The 19,657-nt window shown below is 46.7% G+C and carries 17 protein-coding genes; 13 read left to right on the forward strand and 4 right to left on the reverse strand.

Annotated features, from left to right (window positions below; translation table 11 throughout):
* Positions 1-64: 64 nt before the first annotated feature.
* Entirely contained in the window at positions 65-1,108 is a 1,044-nt protein-coding gene (locus SD961_RS17485) for a type I restriction endonuclease (RefSeq protein ID WP_412916701.1), read from the reverse strand.
* Between SD961_RS17485 and SD961_RS21745 the strand changes: the two genes are divergently transcribed.
* The 13 genes from SD961_RS21745 to SD961_RS17545 all read left to right on the forward strand — a co-directional run bounded on the left by SD961_RS21745 (position 1,050) and on the right by SD961_RS17545 (position 16,744).
* The gene (locus SD961_RS21745) at positions 1,050-1,172 is read left to right on the forward strand and encodes an AgrD family cyclic lactone autoinducer peptide (protein ID WP_412916702.1); all 123 of its coding nucleotides are present in this window, start codon (positions 1,050-1,052) and stop codon (positions 1,170-1,172) included. The genes SD961_RS17485 and SD961_RS21745 overlap by 59 nt on opposite strands.
* A 1,516-nt stretch (positions 1,173-2,688) precedes the next feature.
* The gene (locus SD961_RS17490) at positions 2,689-3,621 is read left to right on the forward strand and encodes an HrgA protein (RefSeq protein ID WP_318791608.1); all 933 of its coding nucleotides are present in this window, start codon (positions 2,689-2,691) and stop codon (positions 3,619-3,621) included.
* Positions 3,622-3,996: 375 nt separating this feature from the next.
* On the forward strand, positions 3,997-7,509 hold the full coding sequence (gene hsdR, locus SD961_RS17495; RefSeq protein ID WP_318791609.1) for a type I restriction-modification system endonuclease: 3,513 nt from the start codon (positions 3,997-3,999) through the stop codon (positions 7,507-7,509).
* Between the two features lie 73 nt (positions 7,510-7,582).
* Entirely contained in the window at positions 7,583-9,172 is a 1,590-nt protein-coding gene (locus SD961_RS17500) for an N-6 DNA methylase (protein ID WP_318791611.1), read from the forward strand.
* A complete protein-coding gene (locus SD961_RS17505; RefSeq protein WP_318791612.1) occupies positions 9,169-10,650 on the forward strand; it encodes a restriction endonuclease subunit S in 1,482 nt (493 codons plus the stop codon). The genes SD961_RS17500 and SD961_RS17505 overlap by 4 nt, the downstream gene beginning before the upstream one ends.
* A 226-nt stretch (positions 10,651-10,876) precedes the next feature.
* On the forward strand, positions 10,877-11,209 hold the full coding sequence (symE, locus tag SD961_RS17510) for an endoribonuclease SymE (RefSeq protein ID WP_318791613.1): 333 nt from the start codon (positions 10,877-10,879) through the stop codon (positions 11,207-11,209).
* 137 nt (positions 11,210-11,346) lie between these two features.
* Positions 11,347-11,670, forward strand: a complete 324-nt coding sequence (locus SD961_RS17515) for a DNA-binding transcriptional regulator (protein ID WP_318791614.1) — start codon at positions 11,347-11,349, stop codon at positions 11,668-11,670.
* 68 nt (positions 11,671-11,738) lie between these two features.
* Complete coding sequence (locus tag SD961_RS17520; protein ID WP_318791615.1) at positions 11,739-11,945, forward strand: hypothetical protein; 207 nt, start codon at positions 11,739-11,741, stop codon at positions 11,943-11,945.
* A 600-nt stretch (positions 11,946-12,545) separates the two neighbouring features.
* Positions 12,546-13,286 carry a carbonic anhydrase family protein gene (locus SD961_RS17525; protein ID WP_318791616.1) on the forward strand — a complete coding sequence of 247 codons (741 nt, stop codon included), beginning with the start codon at positions 12,546-12,548 and terminating at the stop codon, positions 13,284-13,286.
* A 605-nt stretch (positions 13,287-13,891) separates the two neighbouring features.
* Entirely contained in the window at positions 13,892-14,701 is an 810-nt protein-coding gene (locus tag SD961_RS17530) for a winged helix-turn-helix domain-containing protein (RefSeq protein WP_318791617.1), read from the forward strand.
* Positions 14,698-15,192: a FidL-like protein gene (locus SD961_RS17535; protein WP_318791618.1), complete on the forward strand. Its 495-nt coding sequence runs from the start codon at positions 14,698-14,700 to the stop codon at positions 15,190-15,192. The genes SD961_RS17530 and SD961_RS17535 overlap by 4 nt, the downstream gene beginning before the upstream one ends.
* Positions 15,193-15,480: 288 nt before the next feature.
* Entirely contained in the window at positions 15,481-16,047 is a 567-nt protein-coding gene (locus tag SD961_RS17540) for a YfaZ family outer membrane protein (protein ID WP_318791619.1), read from the forward strand.
* 478 nt (positions 16,048-16,525) lie between these two features.
* Entirely contained in the window at positions 16,526-16,744 is a 219-nt protein-coding gene (locus SD961_RS17545) for a hypothetical protein (protein WP_318791620.1), read from the forward strand.
* Here the strand turns inward: SD961_RS17545 and SD961_RS21750 are convergent.
* The 3 genes from SD961_RS21750 to SD961_RS17555 form a co-directional block, all read right to left on the reverse strand.
* On the reverse strand, positions 16,697-16,954 hold the full coding sequence (locus SD961_RS21750) for a DUF1090 family protein (protein WP_412916699.1): 258 nt from the start codon (positions 16,952-16,954) through the stop codon (positions 16,697-16,699). The two genes, SD961_RS17545 and SD961_RS21750, sit on opposite strands and share 48 nt — an antisense overlap.
* A 91-nt stretch (positions 16,955-17,045) precedes the next feature.
* Positions 17,046-17,480, reverse strand: coding sequence for a DcrB-related protein (locus SD961_RS17550; protein ID WP_318791621.1), 435 nt, complete (start codon positions 17,478-17,480; stop codon positions 17,046-17,048).
* Positions 17,473-19,650, reverse strand: a complete 2,178-nt coding sequence (locus tag SD961_RS17555) for a peptidase domain-containing ABC transporter (protein WP_318791622.1) — start codon at positions 19,648-19,650, stop codon at positions 17,473-17,475. Before SD961_RS17555 ends, SD961_RS17550 begins: the two co-directional genes overlap by 8 nt.
* Positions 19,651-19,657 lie beyond the last annotated feature (7 nt).

Genomic DNA, 19,657 nt, shown 5'->3' on the forward strand with positions numbered 1-19,657 from the left:
TATCCAACCACGTTTATAAAATATTGTATTATTTACAAATAAATATAATATGGTATCTAGAAATTTATAAGTATAATTTAGCCGCCTTCAGCAACCCTTCTGAGAAATTGAATATATCATCAATACAAATCAATGGATGCCTTATCTCCTTCTTGTTATCATCAAATAATCCTATATACATTTGACTTCTGTTTAAATGGAGTCGACATATAGGTTTTCTGTTATTATCATCAATAAGGATACCAAAATAACTTTTATTATCCCTATATCCAATTCTTTCTGGAGAAAGGGTGGTTCTAATTATAGATTTAACTATGTGATAACCTTCGATTTCCTCAGGTGTAGTTACAATATCATTATTCTCGTCACTAATTAATAGAGCCTCATCATCTTTAATTGGTTCGAAACCAGTTTTAGTATCAATGACTTTAGTACTGTTAATAGCTGATTTCAACCTCTCGTTGACTTGATCAGTTAGCCATTGTGTCAGCGATTTTTTTGTAAGGACTGAGAAAAGTTCTCTAACTTTCTGTGTTTGTACACCTTCATATACCCGAGAAGCAATTAACTTTACAAAGTCATCATCTGGGCTTATAAATTGAGATGAAATTATTTTCTTAATTTGACTTACGTATTTTAGTTCACCAGCAGCGTTTACAATAGAGTCGACATCAAAGGCACTTTTAGTTAATTTGAAAATTTCTGGGACTACATTTTCATCAATATTGTCCAAGTCCAATTCTAAAAAAGGTTTTTCATCCATTTTATTAGGCGCATCAAGGTCTGTGAAGAATTTATACACCTGACCATTAGTAAGTATAGAAATCCGGGCTGTCGTTACGTGGAAATATCTAAAAAGCTGAGATGCATGATTGATATTTAGAGGCTCGCCGATTTTCTTACACTCGATAAGTATTTGTATTTGTTCATTCTTAATTATTGCAAAATCGATTTTTTCACCTTTTTTTGTTCCAACATCACAGATAAATTCGGGTATAACTTCTGTTGGATCAAAAACATCATAACCAAGGACTTTATTTATAAATGGCATTACGAAAGCACTTTTAGTTGCCTCTTCAGTTTTTATTAACGAAGCCTGCTGTTTTATTTTTTCAGAAAGAGAATTAAGCGTGTCTAAAATTTCCATTATTCACCCATACTTGTTATCTTGACTATAAAGATTAATGTTTAAATTTAGATATTTTTTTATTAATTTTAAATAATCACGTAAATAATTTATAAAACCTCAATCACATTAGGAGAAAGAAATTGAAGATTACATCCGAGCTCACTTAAAATGATGAATCATAAAATATATTTAGGAATCATCTCATCCCGTACTAACATTATCTTATTAAGGCTCGCTAATCAATACTATGGGAAAAATTTCGCAAAGAAAATAACCCTTTGATTTAATTTGTTTTTTACAAGAACATTCCTTTAGCATTGGTGAGCGGTTACTTAAAAACAGTATCTTTTGACTAAATCTTACTTTTGACCTTAACCAGATCAGATCATCTGGTCATGCCTTCAATGTTCTATATTTGGCTATTAGCATGCCCTTGATGATAATCATACAATCTTTGCAAATTACAATGCTACTTTTCGCCTATCGCTCATCATTGCATGAAAGGATAGATGATAAATGGTTTATGGACTTCTTCGCCTAAGTCATCAGCCTTAAACAAAACGTTAAACCATGAGTTTATGCAATTCGACGATGATAGTTGTGGTGACCGTTTACCTTTTATGAAGGCTGTCTTAACCGCATCAAGGTCAACGTTGATCTGACTAAGAGTTGTGAGGCCGCCTAACTGCAATGCATAAACTACGGGATAAACATCAAACCGCCCCAGCCAGTTTTTTATAACTGAAGATGAACAGTGTTCACCCCGAGTGAAGAGTGGTGAAGACTAGTCGCACAAGTGATCATCATTTAATGCCTTGATAATAAATGTTAAATTTGAAAGGTGAATAGGGTGAACACTTTTCCTTAAAATCTTTTTTTCTGAGTTGATGCTAAAATTTTAGGGTCAGCAGCGTTGGTAAGGATCTACAGTACGGAACCAAACTGAGAGAAAAATTTCATCAAAAATTGATGATTGATCTTTGCGCGATTTCATAACTCTCTGTTTTTAAAATGATAGCCACAAATTATTATGGGGGCACAATTGGGGGCATTCTTAGGTTGCCCTTATTAAAAAATAAATAAAAACATAAAGTTGTATGGTTGTTTGAGGCCGGCCTTCGCACCAACAGTATGCAATTAAGTCGCTCAAGGGCGGCTTTTTGTGTCTGGCATTCAGTATTCACCTCACCTTCTCTTTATAACCTTATCTGGTATTACTTTTCTGTCAGCCAATAAATATCTGAAGCAGATAAAGATGTTAGTGGTAATTATGAGCTGATCTTTATTGCAAGTAGTATCCTCGCATATTGATGAGTAAAAACACGATTCACCACTTTTTACAGGTAACAGGAGATGACATTCAAGTTGAAGACTGTGGTCACGGTTTCAGGACTCTAGCCTGGAGCTTATCAATTGAATCTGGATTGTGGTTGAGCGATACGGTTGAACGAGAAATGAGCCATAAGATTTCGTACTGAGATCTTGGTTTGAGCATTAGGGAGCTTTACACTGTGTCATATTAAAACCCGCGTTCTTACTGTTATATCAAGGCAGGAGCCATGACTAGTCGCCCGCAGATGATTATTAATGTTCTTCAGGCCAACCCTGATGAACAATTCACAGCTCGTCAGCTTGCCCAAAAGATCATCGATCATTACAGCGCAGAGCTTGCCAGTAAACGTCAAAATCCTCGTTTTGCCAGTGATGAAGATTTCTTAAGTCAAATAGCAGCTGAAGTCGGTGGGAGCAGAACTGTTCAGGCAAAAGCAATGTGTCCTAAGGTTATGACTCGTGACAAGCCGCGGCCCAGGCTATTTTACTGGGCAAAAGAGATGGATGATAGCGTTCAGCAAGAGTCATCTTTTGACGTCGCTCCCACGCCCTCTGCTGAGACAGTAAGCCTTTCTGAGCATGCCCTTTATCCGCTTCTGATTGAATACCTTTCTGAAGAAGAGGAACTACTCTGCCGCCGTATTGATGAAAAGCGTTCAAGCAATAATAAAGGGCTTGGAGCAAACCATTGGCTTTACCCTGATATTGTTGCTTTACAGCCACTTGATAAGGGGTGGGATAGCATTGTGCAAAACTGTGTACGCTATAGCGAAGGGCGTTTGACCCGCCTGTGGTCGTTTGAGGTAAAACGCCAGCTTAACCGCAGCAATGTTCGGGAGAGTTTCTTCCAGGCAGTGAGCAATTCAAGCTGGGCTCACTTCGGCTATTTGGTTGCGACCGAAATAAACGAAGACAGGCAGCGTAGCGTTGAAAAAGAGCTGCAGATGCTATGTGCATTGCATGGCATTGGAGTGATCCTGCTTAATCCGCTAGATCCCGGTAATAGTCAGACTCTTATTCCGGCGCGGGAACGAACCAGTATTGACTGGCAATCTGTCAATCGTCTGGTGGTAGAGAACAAAGATTTTAAAGAATTTATCGATCTGGTGTCTGATTATCACCAGACAGGGAAAATACACAAAGCACTATGGAACAGGTAGCACAGCTCAGGACGTTATTACCTGTATAAGAATTTAAAAAATACAATTGAAAGATTCGGGCATAGCGCTGACTTGCTACAGGCCCATGCTTTGCATTCTGTTTGTAGAATATGGCAAAACTGATGCCGCCCGTTCTCAAAGTACAAAGCGATCATCCTGTACAGCGTTAAATTCTGGTAGATAATGCCTTTCATGCATTCGATGCGCGGAATAAAGCTAAATGGAAAACGCGCATTCTGATTGTATCAGACTATTCGATAAGAATTAGCCTGTTGCATTGATGTTAGCCATTGTTCAAAACAATATGAAAAGTTAAGATAAAGAGTTACAGGTCTTAATGTATGGGCAGGCCTGCACAGTGATGGATTGATACTGATGATGACTAAATCCAGTTTTGAGTTTCTTAAGGGCGTCAACGACTTTACCTATGCTATCGCCTGTGCGGCGGAAAATAACTACCCCGATGACCCCAATACCACGCTGGTTAAAATGCGTATGTTTGGCGAAGCGACTGCCAAACATCTTGGCCTGCTGCTGGGCATTCCTGCCTGCGAGAATCAACACGATCTTCTGCGTGAGCTGGGCAAAATCGCCTTTGTTGATGACACTATCCTTTCTGTATTCCACAAATTGCGCCGTATTGGTAACCAGGCGGTGCATGAGTACCATAACGATCTTGATGACGCCCAGATGTGCCTGCGGCTCGGCTTCCGTTTAGGTGTGTGGTATTACCGTCTGGTCACCAAAAATTATGACTTTGCGGTGCCTGTTTTTACTTTGCCTGAGCGTGGCGAAAATTTTTATCACCAGGAAGTGCTGACGCTAAAACACCAGCTTGAACAGCAGGCACGCGAAAAAGCGCAGAGTCAGTCAGAACTGGAAATACAGCAGCAGAAGCTGATTAGCCTGAACGGCTATATCGCTATTCTGGAAGGTAAGCAGCAGGAAACCGAAGCACAAACGCGAGCACGGCTTACGGCGCTGGAAGCCCAGTTAGCCGAGAAAAATGCGGAGCTGGCGAAACAGACCGAGCAGGAACGTAAGGCATACCAGAATGAAATCACCGAGCAGGCCATCAAGCGTACGCTCGACCTCAGTGAAGAAGAGAGCCGCTTCCTGATTGATGCACAGCTGCGTAAAGCAGGCTGGCAGGCCGATAGCAAAGCTTTGCGCTACTCCGAAGGCGCGCGCCCGGAGCCGGATGTCAATAAAGCTATTGCTGAATGGCCAACCGGTAAAGATGAAACGGGCAAGCAGGGCTTTGCGGACTATGTTTTGTTCGTCGGTCTGAAGCCCATCGCAGTAGTTGAAGCGAAGCGTAAAAATATCGACGTTCCCGCCAAACTCAATGAGTCCTATCGCTACAGTAAATACTTCGATAACGCATTCTTACGCGATACGTTGTTGGAGGAGTACGCTCCCGACGAAGTACACGAAACTGTGCCAGTGTATGAAATCAGCTGGCAGGATACCAGCGGCGAACAGCGCTTTAAAATTCCCTTCTGCTACTCCACTAACGGGCGCGAATACCGCGCGGCAATGAAGACCAAAAGCGGCATCTGGTATCGTGACGTCCGTCATACTACCAACATGTCAAAAGCATTGCCGGAGTGGCATCGCCCGGAAGAGCTGCTGGATATGCTCGGCAGCGATCCGCAGAGACAAAATCAGTGGTTTGCTGAAAACCCCGGAATGAGTGAGCTGGGCCTGCGCTACTATCAGGAAGATGCCGTGCGCGCGGTAGAAAATGCCATCGTTAATGGGCAGCAAGAGATCCTGCTGGCGATGGCGACCGGTACCGGTAAAACCCGTACCGCGATCGCCCTGATGTTCCGCCTTATCCAGTCTCAGCGTTTTAAGCACATTCTCTTCCTGGTTGACCGTCGTTCTCTGGGTGAGCAGGCGCTTGGCGCGTTTGACGATACGCGTATTAATGGCGACACCTTTAACAGCATTTTTGATATCAAAGGGCTGACGGATAAATTCCCGGAAGACAGCACCAAAATTCACGTGGCCACGATTCAGTCGCTGGTCAAACGCACCCTGCAATCGGATGAACCCATGCCGGTTGGCCGTTACGACTGTATCGTCGTGGACGAAGCACACCGTGGCTACATTCTTGATAAAGAGCAGACCGAGGGTGAACTGCAATTCCGCAGCCAGCTTGATTACGTCTCTGCCTATCGTCGTATTCTCGATCATTTTGATGCAGTAAAGGTTGCACTGACCGCCACGCCCGCTCTGCATACGGTGCAGATTTTCGGCGATCCGGTTTATCGCTACACCTACCGTACTGCGGTAATCGACGGTTATCTGATCGACCAGGATCCGCCGATTCAGATCACGACCCGCAACGCGCAGGATGGCGTTTATCTTGCTCAGGGCGAGCAGGTCGAGCGTATCAGCTCGCAAGGTGAAGTGATTAACGACACTCTTGAGGACGAGCAGGATTTTGAGGTCGCCGACTTTAACCGCAACCTGATTATTCCTGCGTTTAACCGCGCCGTCTGTAACGAACTGACCCACTACCTTGATCCGACGGGGCTGCAAAAAACGCTGGTATTCTGCGTCACCAATGCCCATGCCGATATGGTGGTGGAAGAGCTACGGAACGCGTTTAAGAAAAAGTATCCGCAGCTGGAACACGACGCGATTATTAAGATTACCGGTGATGCCGATAAAGACGCGCGTAAAGTGCAGACTATGATCACCCGCTTTAACAAAGAGCGGCTGCCGAATATCGTCGTGACCGTCGATCTGCTGACCACCGGCGTGGATATTCCATCGATTTGTAATATCGTTTTCCTGCGTAAGGTTCGCAGCCGCATTCTGTACGAGCAGATGAAAGGCCGTGCGACGCGTCTGTGTCCGGCGGTGGCAAAAACCAGCTTTAAGATTTTCGACTGTGTCGATATCTATAGCTCGCTGGAAAGTGTCGATACCATGCGCCCGGTGGTTGTGCGTCCTCAGGTTGAGCTGCAAACGCTGGTCAACGAAATCACCGATTCCGAGACCTACAAAACCATCGAGGCGGATGGCCGCAGTTTTGCCGAGCACAGCCATGAACAACTGGTTGCCAAGCTCCAGCGTATTATCGGTCTGGCCACGTTTAACCGTGACCGCAGCGAAACAGTAGATAAGCAGGTGCGTCGTCTTGATGAGCTATGCCAGGACGCAGCGGGCGTTAATTTTAACGGTTTCGCTTCACGTCTGCGGGAAAAAGGATCGCACTGGAGTGCCGAAGTCTTCAACAAACTGCCAGGCTTTATTGCCCGTCTGGAGAAGCTCAAAACTGATATCAACAACCTCAATGATGCGCCAATCTTCCTCGATATTGACGATGAAGTGGTGAGCGTTAAATCGCTCTATGGTGATTACGACACGCCACAGGATTTCCTCGAAGCCTTTGATTCGCTGGTGCAACGTTCTCCAAATGCGCAGCCAGCCTTACAGGCGGTGATCAATCGCCCGCGCGACCTCACCCGCAAAGGGTTGGTCGAATTGCAGGAGTGGTTTGATCGCCAGCACTTTGAGGAATCTTCCCTGCGTAAAGCGTGGAAAGAGACGCGCAATCAGGATATCGCCGCCCGGCTGATCGGCCATATCCGCCGTGCGGCGGTGGGTGATGCGCTGAAGCCGTTTGATGAGCGTGTCGATCATGCGCTGGAGCGCATCAAAGGCGAAAACGACTGGAACAGCGAGCAACTGACCTGGCTCGATCGTTTAGCCACTGCGCTGAAAGAGAAGGTGGTGCTTGACGACGACGTCTTTAAAACGGGCAATTTCCATCGCCGCGGCGGCAAGACAATGCTGCAAAAAACGTTCGACGATAATCTCGACAACCTGCTCGATAAGTTCAGCGATTACATCTGGGACGAGCCTGCTTAACGCGTTATCATCCCCGGCAATGTCCTCTTCTGCGGCCCCAATAAGGGCCGCTGTTTATTTACGGAAAACGCATATGAACAATAACGATCTGGTCGCAAAGCTGTGGAAGCTGTGCGACAACCTGCGCGATGGCGGCGTCTCCTATCAAAACTACGTTAACGAACTCGCCTCGCTGCTGTTTCTGAAAATGTGTAAAGAGACCGGTCAGGAAGCGGACTATCTGCCGGAAGGCTATCGCTGGGATGACCTGAAATCCCGCATCGGCCAGGATCAGCTGCAGTTCTACCGTAACCTGCTGGTGCATCTGGGTGCCGATAACCAAAAACTGGTGCAGGCGGTGTTCCAGAACGTCAACACCACCATTACTCAGCCCAAACAGTTGACCGAACTGGTCAGCAACATGGATTCGCTGGACTGGTACAACGGCACACACGGCAAATCCCGCGATGACTTCGGCGATATGTACGAAGGGCTGTTGCAGAAGAATGCGAACGAAACCAAGTCTGGTGCCGGTCAGTACTTCACCCCACGTCCGCTGATCAAAACCATTATTCACCTGCTGAAACCGCAGCCGCGTGAGGTAGTACAGGACCCGGCAGCGGGTACGGCGGGTTTTCTGATTGAAGCCGACCGCTACGTTAAGTCGCAGACCAGCGATCTGGATGACCTTGATAACGATACTCAGGATTTCCAGATCCATCGTGCCTTTATTGGCCTGGAACTGGTGCCGGGCACTCGCCGCCTGGCGCTGATGAACTGCCTGCTGCACGATATTGAAGGGAACCTCGATCACGGTGGCGCTATTCGTCTGGGTAACACGCTGGGTAGCGATGGTGAAACATTGCCGATGGCGCATGTGGTCGCTACCAACCCACCGTTTGGCAGCGCAGCGGGCACTAACATTACCCGCACTTTCGTTCACCCGACCAGCAACAAACAGCTCTGCTTTATGCAGCATATCGTTGAAACCCTGCTTCCTGGTGGTCGTGCGGCAGTAGTAGTGCCGGATAACGTGTTATTCGAAGGCGGCAAAGGCACCGAAATTCGTCGTGACCTGATGGATAAGTGCCATCTGCATACTATTCTGCGCCTGCCGACCGGTATTTTTTACGCCCAGGGCGTGAAGACCAACGTGCTCTTTTTCACCAAAGGCACAGTGGCGAAACCGACACAGGATAAGAACTGTACCGATGACGTGTGGGTGTACGATCTGCGAACCAATATGCCGAGCTTTGGCAAACGCACGCCGTTTACCGACGACCATCTACAGCCGTTCGAACGCGTATATGGTGAAGACCCGCACGGCTTAAGCCCGCGTAGCGAAGGGGAGTGGAGCTTTAACGCGGAAGAGACGGAAATTGCCGACAGCGAAGAGAACAAAAATACCGATCGGCACCTGGCTACCAGCCGCTGGCGCAAATTCAGCCGCGAGTGGATCCGTACGGCGAAATCCGATTCGCTGGATATCTCCTGGCTGAAAGATAAAGACAGCATTGATGCCGACAACCTGCCGGAACCGGATATTTTAGCGGCAGAAGCGATGGGCGAACTGGTACAGGCGATGGGCGAACTGGATGCGCTGATGCGTGAACTGGGTGCGAGCGATGAAGCCGATGCACAGCGTCAGTTGCTGCAGGAAGCGTTTGGTGAGGTGAAGGGATGAGTATGGGGAAATTGCCAGAGGGGTGGGTTGACACTCTATTAGGTAATGTCGTCGAGTATGGTAAAACCTCTAAAAAAGACTTATCTAATGTTAATGGCGATACATGGGTACTGGAACTTGAAGATATCGAAAAGGACTCATCAAAACTACTTAATAAAGTAGTCGCCAGCAATCGTCCTTTCAAAAGTACTAAAAATAGTTTTAAGAAAGGCGATGTTCTTTACGGTAAGCTTCGTCCCTATCTTAATAAAATAATTATTGCAAACGACGATGGCGTATGCACTACTGAAATAATTCCAATAAATGCAGAGCCAATTTGCTGCAATAAATATTTTTTTTACTGGCTAAAAAGCTCAGCCTTTCTTGGATATGTGAATGACGTTAGCTATGGCGTAAATATGCCTCGTTTGGGAACATCTGATGGTATTAAAGCACCATTACGATTAGCACCACTAGCCGAACAAAAAATCATCGCTGAAAAACTCGATACGCTGCTGGCGCAGGTAGACAGCACCAAAGCACGTCTTGAGCAAATCCCAAAAATCCTGAAACGTTTTCGTCAATCAGTAATTGATGCCGCAGCTACAGGAAGATTAACTGGAAATTGGCAATCTAATCATTCGTGTACGGCTTTAGATGTAATTAAGATAGATGAAATCAGTAGAAATAAATTATATGAATTAGAGCCTTGGTTAAAAAACAAAAAATCGTCAATTGAAAGTAATATTGATCAGCGCTATATCTTTAAAATCCCGTCGAATTGGAAATTTACTTCATGGGGAAAAGTATCCGAATGGATTACTTATGGATTCACGCGCCCTATGCCAAAGACTGATGTGGGGATAAAGTTACTGACAGCAAAAGATGTAAAAAATTTTACAGTACGTATTGATGAGGGAAGCCATACTTCAGAAGAAGCATTTAATAATTTGTCTGAAAAAGACAAACCTAATGAGGGCGACTTATTAATAACAAAAGATGGTAGTATTGGACGAGCTGCTTTAGTCAGAACAAATGAAAAATTCTGTATAAATCAGAGTGTAGCTGTTTGTTGGTTACGAACAACATCTATGAATAAATATTTTCTTGAGATTGTAGCTAACTGTACTCTTACGCAAGCTTTTATTAAAGATAAATCCCAAGGGATGGCAATTCAACATTTGTCTATTATTGATTACGCAAAATGTCCTCTTCCTGTCCCTCCTCTCCCAGAACAACACGAAATCGTCCGTCGCGTAGAACAACTCTTTGCCTACGCCGACACCATTGAAAAACAGGTCAACACTGCGCTGGCCCGCGTCAACAACCTGACACAATCCATCTTGGCGAAGGCATTCCGTGGTGAACTCACCGCACAGTGGCGGGCAGAAAATCCGGAACTAATCAGCGGTGAAAACAGTGCTGCCGCATTACTGGAAAAAATTAAAGCCGAGCGTGCAGCCAGTACAGGTAAAAAAGCCACGCGTAAAAAATCCTGATTCTTATTTTATTGCGCACCTTGACGGTGCGCTTCTTATTATTTCCTGCCAGATAAACCTTACGCTTTATATTCAAATGATTTTATAAATGGCTTATTTTACTCTGTTTTAAGCTGGACTTTTCTTCTCTTTCCTGATGATATATACAGGTATTTAGCGCGGCGCGGATGTGCGCCAACACACCCGCGCCGCTAATCACAATCACTATTTATAGGGAATAGTAATCATGACTGACGCCCATTCTATTGCACAACCCTCTGAACCAGAAGTCTTCCCGGCAAATAACCGCAAATTAACTGTTAGCTATGTAAGCCGCTATCCGGATTACAGCCGGATTCCCGCTATCACCATGAAAGGACAATGGCTGGAAGCTGCCGGTTTTGCCAGTGGTACAGCAGTAGAAGTAAAGGTAATGGAAGGTTGTATTGTGCTCACCGCCCGGCATGAGGAGAGCGAACTGATGCAGTCGCTGCGCCAGGTGTGCAAGCTGTCGGCGCGAAAACAAAAGCAGGTGCAGGAGTTTATTCAGGTCATTGCCGGTAAAAAGAAAGTCGCCTGAATGCAAAACCGCTCCCGGCATCGCATCGGGAGCGGTTAAATATCAGGAAGCGATCGCTTCCACCAGCACATCCGCTGCCCTTGTTGACGTAAAGATTACGGCGCTGATTAAAAGTAAGGAACTGGTGGAGATTTGCCATGACCGCAAAAAGTAAATTCAAGAGTCCTGCATTAGAAGCCATCCACAGTGCGGCTTCTGGATTATTCAGCATTGATGCTATCCCGCAGGAAACGATGCGCAACTTTGATAAAGCATGCCTCAACAACGTGGATGAACTTCAACCCAGTGAGATTAAGGCACTACGCGAGAAGCTGAACGTCAGCCAGCCAGTTTTTGCCAGTTACCTGAATACCAGCGTTTCAACGGTGGAGAAATGGGAAAGTGGCGTAAAGCGTCCTGGCGGATTGGCGCTGAAATTGCTTACCATAGTGCAGAAGCATGGGTTGAAGGTGTTGATTTGATTAAGTTGTACGGGCTTTATACCTCCTGTCGTCTAAAATTATATCTCCCACTAAAAGGAGAATATTAAATGAGCACTAAATTCAAAATCACTTATGAACATAAAAGCGGTGATGAAACTCATTCTGAAGAAGTTTTCTTACATAGTGAGGGTGAACCTTCACAGAGCGAAGTGCATGAAGCCGTGTTGCAGGATACCGCCCGGTTTAACCGTCCGGGCGCGGGAGTAGCAGGAGTTGCTGATTTCACCGTGATTTCAGTCGTACCCGATCCCTGAAAGAAGGGGCTGAGGCCCCTTCAATTAGCACCCATGCCCCGTCATACCAGCTACAACCCCCTTCAGCCTGGCTGCATATCCTGGCAACCGGCAGATTGCGCGACCCATTCAGACAAAGGCATTCAACCCAATGCGGAATAGAAATGACGCTGGTTCCGTTAAGCGCAGCGTCTGCCCCGTGCCAATCCTCTGACATTCACGCGTGAATAGACCAATCATTCTCAGCCGCCGTCCATCAAACAACGCGTCAGAGATAAAATTCCTGCCCCGGATATCACCGCTGAGGCTGAAGCTGCCGCACAGAATTATTGCGGTATGGAGGTTTAAGGCGCAGCCGCACTTCAGGATGCTCTTAGGACAATGCTGGCTTTTTTATCGGCATAACCTCCGTTCAGGGGGAATTATCATGCCGGAGTTCTGTTGCTGAAGAGATCAGATTGCGGGTCAGAGGCAGTTACTGGTTAGCCCCTCCATCAGCTAATCCAACGCTGTCGTGCGCCCAGGCATTTACACTGAAAAAAATTGTGGTTGCAGTTTTATTAACCTTTGCCTGGGTATTATCGCCGCAATTTGAATTAACTCAGTAATAAGGATCGCCTCATGCAACAGAACCAGCCAGTCCAGCTTTCACGCCGGAACATCCTGAAACAAACTCTGGCAGTTTCCGCCTTGTCGGTCACTGGCCTGACAGCCTTATCGTTACCTACCATCTCTTTCGCCGCCTCACTGAGTCAGCAGGAGCGTGATGCTATGACCCCGGATGCAGTGATTGAGCATTTTAAACAGGGCAACCTGCGTTTCCGGGAAAATCGTCCGGCAAAACATGATTACCTTGCACAGAAACGTTCAAGCACCGCCAGCCAATATCCTGCGGCAGTGATCCTCAGTTGCATTGACTCACGCGCGCCGGCGGAAATTGTGCTGGATGCGGGTATTGGTGAAACCTTTAACTCCCGTGTAGCGGGCAATATCAGCAATCGCGATATCCTGGGCAGCATGGAGTTCGCCTGCGCTCTTGCTGGCGCGAAATTGGTGCTGGTGATGGGACATACCCGCTGTGGTGCAGTGCGTGGTGCTATTGATAATGCTGAACTGGGCAATCTGACAGGGCTGCTGGATGAGATTAAACCGGCGATCGATAAAACAGAATACAGCGGAGAACGTAAAGGGAGCAATTACGACTTTGTCGATGCGGTAGCGCGAAAAAATGTCGAGTTAACCATCGAAAATATTCGTAAAAACAGCCCGGTGCTAAAAAATCTGGAAGATCAGAAAAAAATCAAAATCGTTGGCAGCATGTATCACCTTGCTGGCGGCAGGGTCGAGTTCTTCACGGTATAGCTGCCCCCCTGTTTTTAAATAACCGGACCAGTGGTTATCTTTAAGCAACAGTGGCATTTTCCCTTGATGTTGCTGTTGCCTTTAATGAGTTCACAATGGACTATCGTAATTTCCTCCAACTTAAGGCCCTGTAATCTTCCCGCTCTGCGCAACGGGAGAGTGTTTGCGATGCACTTTCGGTGAATATCCCCGGCGGCATGGCTTTTCTGCATCAGGAGCGGTTTATGCCGTTATCCTTCTCATAGTAACGCCAGCTGGAGGTATCACAATGGTCATAACAGGCCGTATGCCCGGACAGCTGTTTAAACGCTGGCCGGGCATGGATCTTTGCTGAAGAGATGTTCTGGTCAGGCACCTGCTTGTCATTTCAGAGCCACCTGGCATGGCCATTGCTGGCCATAAGTCATTCTTAAACTGAATCAAAATCATCATATTTTCGCCTGCGTTCAATCGGTTGAACTGTTTTTACTGTGCTATTCTTCATTTTTCAGCTGGTAATGATCAAAGCGTCAACAACAGATTGTCTGGACGAGATCAACTGAGCAAGGCTGGAGGTAAGCGGCCTTATATGGCTATAGCGATGGCGAAAATTTAGTGATTTCTTAATGATTTATATAATCGATGGCACTATTGCTTACAACTCAGAGGATTGCTCCCTGAGTCATCTGCCCACCCAGGAATCGCTAAGCCTTAGTATCTCTTCGGGCCGTCTCTTCGAGCGCCTGTTGAATTCTGCCGGGGAGATCCTGCCTCGGGATACTTTACTGACGGAAGTGTGGGATAAGTATGGACTGCGCGGCTCCAACAGCAATCTCAACCAGTATCTGAGTATCCTGAGAAGGGCGCTGGCCGCTTATGGTTGTGAAAATCTTATTATCACCATTCCTAAAGTTGGCATTCGCCTTAACACCGAGATACCGGTTGAGCGAGAACCCGGGCCAACAGAGTTAATACCGGAAGCGACGCCGGTAATTGCATCAAACCAGCAAAACGACAGCCCTATCTCCGTCCCCACAGAAACAAAACGGCCTGAGAGAGGCTGGCCTGGCACCTGGCTGTTGCTGTCACTGCTTATGGCTCTCCTGAGCGTCAGCGCAGGCTGGTATTATCTGAAGCTGAATGCCAGCGAGCAGGAGATTTCCCCCGTTTCTGCCACGCTGCCGGGTGGTTGCAGTGTGGTGTTTTTAGAGGGGCTGAACGTAAGTGAGAGCCAGAAGCTGGATAAACAAATCCTGCAAATGCTCAGTGAAAATCATCAAACCTGTGATTCCAGCCGTCGCCTCTATTTTGATAAGAACACCGCCTTTAGTTCGCAAAATTACGGCCGAACCACTCTTTCATCCTGTAAACTCAACGATCGCGGGCAGGTCATTTCCTGCGACAATTTTTATTATCTTGACTGGAGACTGGATTGAAACGGCGCATTAGTATTGCTTTGGCTGTTATACCCGCTGCACTGGTTGTGCTGTTTATTGGCCTGAAATATTTCACGAATCGGGAAGAAGCATTTCCTTTTCGTTGCGCGACGTTCACCCGTTACGATCTCAGCCGGACAGAGGGGAAACATCTGGACTTTGCCGTTACTCAGGATCTGCGCTTTCAGAATCGTGACTCCGGTTATCTGTTACTTAACGGGCAAGTGACCAGTGGTGAAGAGACGACCTTGCTCAACAGAAGAATTATTCTCACCAGCGGTGATAAAGTCGATTACGATACCTATCGCTATCGGATCGGTAAAATCATAACCTCCGCAACCGATACTACGCCCGATGCAACATTTAATATGCTGTTAGCTGAACTGACGCTGGACCCTTCTTATTTGCAACTTGATAGGATTAAAGTTGATGAAAAGTCCTATCTCATTGGCGGCCCGCTCTCCTACTTATTTACCTGCCAGCGTTATTAATTGCCCGCGTATTACATTGCCTGTTGCCAATGTCTGCCAGGAACTAAAAATCGTTCTTTAGTTCCCTTGCTGTTCTCCTGACCAGCAAGCCAGTTGATCATCGCCAGACTCTCTCCAGTATAGGACGACAAATCCTTATCAGTATTTAACTCCATAAATAAGATAAACGTCAGAGCAAAAAACTAAATATATCCTTTTTATGGATTTAAATTGTGGAAAGAGCGCAAGAGTAGTGTTATAGGCGACATCAGGGATATGCCCTGAAATCTAAATTCTGGAGATCATGTCATGCGTATCTTGAAAAAAACCGTTATGTTTACCGTGGCTTCTGCACTGATGGCAGCTTCCGTTATTCCCGCAGCGATGGCGATTGATGGTGGCGTGAATGTAGGTAAAAACTTCACTGACGTTACTGTCGGTATGGGTCAGGAGAGTGAAGGTCTCTATATTAACGGTAACTGGATTAAAAATACCGAGAATGGCCGGGAAAAAACCGGCGCTGAGGCGGGCGTAAATATGAAAGCAGGTGCGGTGGACGTCAATGTCGGCATCCAGGCTGACTATGTAAAAGGCGCCACAGGCAATAGCGAAGGCGTGGTATTCCCGGTCGGCGTTGGCGTTAAAATCCCCGTTATTTCCCAGGTTGGACTGTATGGCAGTATGTACACCGCTCCGCGCCAGATGAGCAATACCACCAAAAGCTATCTGGATGCTGACGCTGGCGTAAGCTGGCAGCCTGTTGATCTGGTCACGCTTAAAGCGGGTTATCGTTATATCGGTATGGATGGAAAAGGTACGCGTGAGAATCAGCGTCTGATTGAAGGCCCTTACATTGGCGGCCAGGTGAATTTCTGATTTATCTCTGTATGGCTGCCGCGAGCAGGGATTATCCGGCAGCCGCCCACGAAAATATCGTAAAAAAAAGCCGCTGATTAGCGGCGAACGGTAAAAAAGTCCGAAAAACTACATTTCTGATTATTATACATTATCGGGTTTTTGTATCGCTGTTTTTACGAATTAATAGTTTGTTATTCTCAGTGCTGGCTTATTAAAACATCGTGAATATCTTAATTTTTAAGTTCTTTGAGTTTAACAGGTGACTTAATGTGATAATTGTGATTCAAAAACGTAACGGTATGAAGTGAAATTTCATGCATTATTAGCGCAGACTGTTATATTTGGCAGTAACAGGAAAGCTGAGGGTTTTATTTTAATAAGTCGAAATAACTTCTGACATTATCGGTGAAAAAGAAGATTACCTGAGCAATCTTCTTTAAGGTATAACAATGCTGAACCGGGTTTTACCGGCACGGGCGAAGAAAATAGCAGAATAATGCTGTTACTTGCTCAGCTCAGCCAGGTCATCTTTGGCCATTTGCAGTTCCGACTTCGCTTCCTCAAGTTTAAATCTCTTCTCCGCCAACTTCCGCTGGTACTTTGCCATTTTCTGTTCATTTCCGTTGTTAACGGCGTTATTGTAATCTCTTTGCGCTTCCAGGATATGTTACTGAATTTCATCTATTTTACGCTGTTTATCCGCTATATCCTGTGAGGCACGTATACGTTGATCGCCATCATTGCAGTACGTTTTTACTTTATCCCTGGCAAGCTCCAGCCCGGAAATCTGATAGGGATTTCCTGCTGACCTGGCTGCAGCCAGTTTTGACGATATTGCAGCGAGTTGCTCAGCACAGGATTGCGTACCGGCAAAGGTCATCATTGAGCATGAAGATAATAATAAAGCAGCGACTATTCTGTACATTTTATTTCCTTTTAAAATGAATGCGCCAACAGGCGCAAACGTGCAGAAGGCTGTAAAAATCCCATTTTCCCCGGCCTTATGCCGGGGCTTTTCACGAACAAGGTTGGAAGCTTTTCAGCGTATCCCTGAAATGCTGAATATCCTCCGCAGTCAGCAGAGAGGCTTTAGAGATGGAGAAAATCAGCAGATTCTCCATATCCAGGGTGAAAATTGCCTGTTTTTGATAAAGGCGAACATTATCAGGACGCATAAAGTCATAAGTTATCATTACGCCAGAGGCATAATTGTCTCCCAGCAAGGCGGCTTCGTGTGGCCCCTGTTTCCAGTTTTTCATCTGCTTTTGCAGCAGACCGATCTGACTGGCAATATACTCTTCCACATTGTTATGGTTGCCTAACTTATCACGGGAAATAGTGATCGGCGGCAGAACCGAGCGCGTATCAACCAGCGTATTTAACGTTCGTTCGCAATAGCCCTTCGGCAAAGTAATCTCCCCTTCGCTAAAGCGACAAAGCTGCTTATCCATATGTAATCTCCATTTCTTTACTGGGTTCTCCACGGGCGAACAGTTGTTCGGCCGTGACTTCGCTAAGCGTACCGTTATGCAGCATCACGATCTTATCTGCGCTGCGTATGGTTTCCGGACGGTGTGCGATAATAATGCGGGTAATATTCATCCGCTTGATGGCGGTATTAATCTGCGCTTCGTTATAAATATCCAGATGGCTCGTCGCTTCATCCAGCACCAGGATTTGCGGCTCGCGATAAAGCGCACGGGCCAGCAAAATACGCTGCAGCTGGCCGCCGGAAAGGAACGAACCCATATCACCCACCAGGCTTTGATAATTCATCGGCATTTTCATGATATCGCCATGAATTTGCGCCAGTCGCGCTACGCGGGTAATTTTTGCGTGATCAGGATCGTTATCAAAAAAGCTGATGTTCTCGCTGATAGATCCTGAAAAGAGAATATCGTCCTGCATCACGCAGCCGATGCGGTTACGATGATGTTGCAGGCCTGTCTGGGTAATATCCATGCCGCCAACCGTGATGCTGCCGCCTTCTGGATGCAACAGACCAAGAATAATTTTGGCTAACGTCGTTTTACCCTGGCCGGAGGGACCAACAATCGCAATACTTTCGCCAGCCGAAATCTTCAGGCTGACGCCGTCAATAACCCAGGGTTCAGTAGGCGCATAGCGAAAACGAATATCAGTCAGTTCAATATCCGGCACCGGTTGCGCCTCATCGGTTTTATGGACCAGGGCTGGATTGGCCCCGGCACTCGGTTCGGTTTCAGAAAGCACGATATCAGCCAGGCGTTCGCCATGCATACGCAGCATGCGAAAGTCGATAATCGCATTAATAAGACCTGCGCCGCGGCTCATAAACTGATCGGAAAAACTGATAAATGCCGTGAGCATCCCGGCGGAAAAATTACCCTCAAGCACCTGTAATGCAGCCAGCCACACCAGCACTACCCGTCCGACGGAGGTAAGTAGACCTTGCGCCGAACCAAACAGGATATTGAGCTTTTGCATCACGATGCCTTTATTGGTGCTGTCCACCAAAAAATTCATATAGGCGGAAAGGCGCGGCATCTGCTTATTGTTGGTTTTAACAGCCTGAATACCGCGCAGTGTTTCCAGCAGCGATGACTGGGTTCGCGCCGAACTGATAATCTGCTCTTCGTTAGCGCGACGTACCGGGTCATAGGCCATAAAGCGCAGCAGGGCATAAGCCACGAACAGAGCAATCACCAGCCAGGCAAGCTTCGCATTATAGATAAACAGCATGGCCACGGTGACTATCGACATTACCCCATCCAGCACCGTACTGATAAACCGGGTAGTGAGGGTGCTTTGTATCGTATTCAGCGAGCCGTAACGTGAGAGAATATCTCCAACGTGGCGCGACTCAAACCAGTCAAGCGGTAGCTTCAACATGTGATGACAAACGTTGATGGTCCACTGCACGCTCAGCTGGCTGGAGAACCAGCTCATTACCCAGGAGCGCAACGCGGTAATCATCGTCTGAAACAGTGCAATCAGGATAAAGCCGACGCCGAGCATGGTGAGTAGCGAATAGTCGGCGGAAACCAGCACCATATCCATCACCCATTGCATAAAGAATGGTGAGAGCACGCCGAACAGTTCCAGCGCTACCGACAAAATCAGTACCTGGACAAACGCGGACTTTACGCCCGTGACGCTTCCCACCAGTTTTCGCATCGAAATACGCGCTTTCTCTTCTTTTGCTTCAAAGGTGGAAGAGGGGATCAGCTCCAGCGCGACGCCGGTAAAGGCGGTAGAGGCTTCCTTAAGAGTCATTACCCGGATGCCGCGTGCGGGATCGTGCAGAGTAATCTTATTGCCGCGTACCTTTTTCAGCACTACAAAGTGGTTGAGGTCCCAGTGAAGAATGCAGGGCGTGCGCAGTTTAGACAGCTCTTCGAGATCAATTCGCAGCGCGCGCGAACTCATATTAAGCTGTTGCGCCATAGCAATGACATCGGCAAGCGTGGCGCCTTTAAGCGAGGTGGCAAATTGCCGGCGCAGGGTGATCATATCGATCTCATGCCCGTAATAGTTGGCAATCATGCCCAGGCATGCCAGCCCACACTCAGCCGCCTGGGACTGACGAATCAACGGCAGGCGGTTAAACCATTTAAAATTGAGTTTCTCTTTTAACAACACAGCAAAG

The organism is Erwinia sp. MMLR14_017 (assembly GCF_033657285.1).
GTDB lineage: Bacteria > Pseudomonadota > Gammaproteobacteria > Enterobacterales > Enterobacteriaceae > Erwinia.

What these genes read in the sequence shown, in the direction of transcription:
- SD961_RS17515 (WP_318791614.1), top strand. Translation starts at nt 11,347, where the DNA reads ATGACCGCAAAAAGTAAATTCAAGAGTCCTGCATTAGAAGCCATCCAC.
- SD961_RS17490 (WP_318791608.1), top strand. Translation starts at nt 2,689, where the DNA reads ATGACTAGTCGCCCGCAGATGATTATTAATGTTCTTCAGGCCAACCCT.
- SD961_RS17545 (WP_318791620.1), top strand. Translation starts at nt 16,526, where the DNA reads ATGCTGTTACTTGCTCAGCTCAGCCAGGTCATCTTTGGCCATTTGCAG.
- SD961_RS17530 (WP_318791617.1), top strand. Translation starts at nt 13,892, where the DNA reads ATGATTTATATAATCGATGGCACTATTGCTTACAACTCAGAGGATTGC.
- SD961_RS17520 (WP_318791615.1), top strand. Translation starts at nt 11,739, where the DNA reads ATGAGCACTAAATTCAAAATCACTTATGAACATAAAAGCGGTGATGAA.
- SD961_RS17525 (WP_318791616.1), top strand. Translation starts at nt 12,546, where the DNA reads ATGCAACAGAACCAGCCAGTCCAGCTTTCACGCCGGAACATCCTGAAA.
- SD961_RS21750 (WP_412916699.1), bottom strand. Translation starts at nt 16,954, where the DNA reads ATGTACAGAATAGTCGCTGCTTTATTATTATCTTCATGCTCAATGATG.
- SD961_RS17540 (WP_318791619.1), top strand. Translation starts at nt 15,481, where the DNA reads ATGCGTATCTTGAAAAAAACCGTTATGTTTACCGTGGCTTCTGCACTG.
- SD961_RS17550 (WP_318791621.1), bottom strand. Translation starts at nt 17,480, where the DNA reads ATGGATAAGCAGCTTTGTCGCTTTAGCGAAGGGGAGATTACTTTGCCG.
- SD961_RS17500 (WP_318791611.1), top strand. Translation starts at nt 7,583, where the DNA reads ATGAACAATAACGATCTGGTCGCAAAGCTGTGGAAGCTGTGCGACAAC.
- SD961_RS17505 (WP_318791612.1), top strand. Translation starts at nt 9,169, where the DNA reads ATGAGTATGGGGAAATTGCCAGAGGGGTGGGTTGACACTCTATTAGGT.
- hsdR (WP_318791609.1), top strand. Translation starts at nt 3,997, where the DNA reads ATGATGACTAAATCCAGTTTTGAGTTTCTTAAGGGCGTCAACGACTTT.
- symE (WP_318791613.1), top strand. Translation starts at nt 10,877, where the DNA reads ATGACTGACGCCCATTCTATTGCACAACCCTCTGAACCAGAAGTCTTC.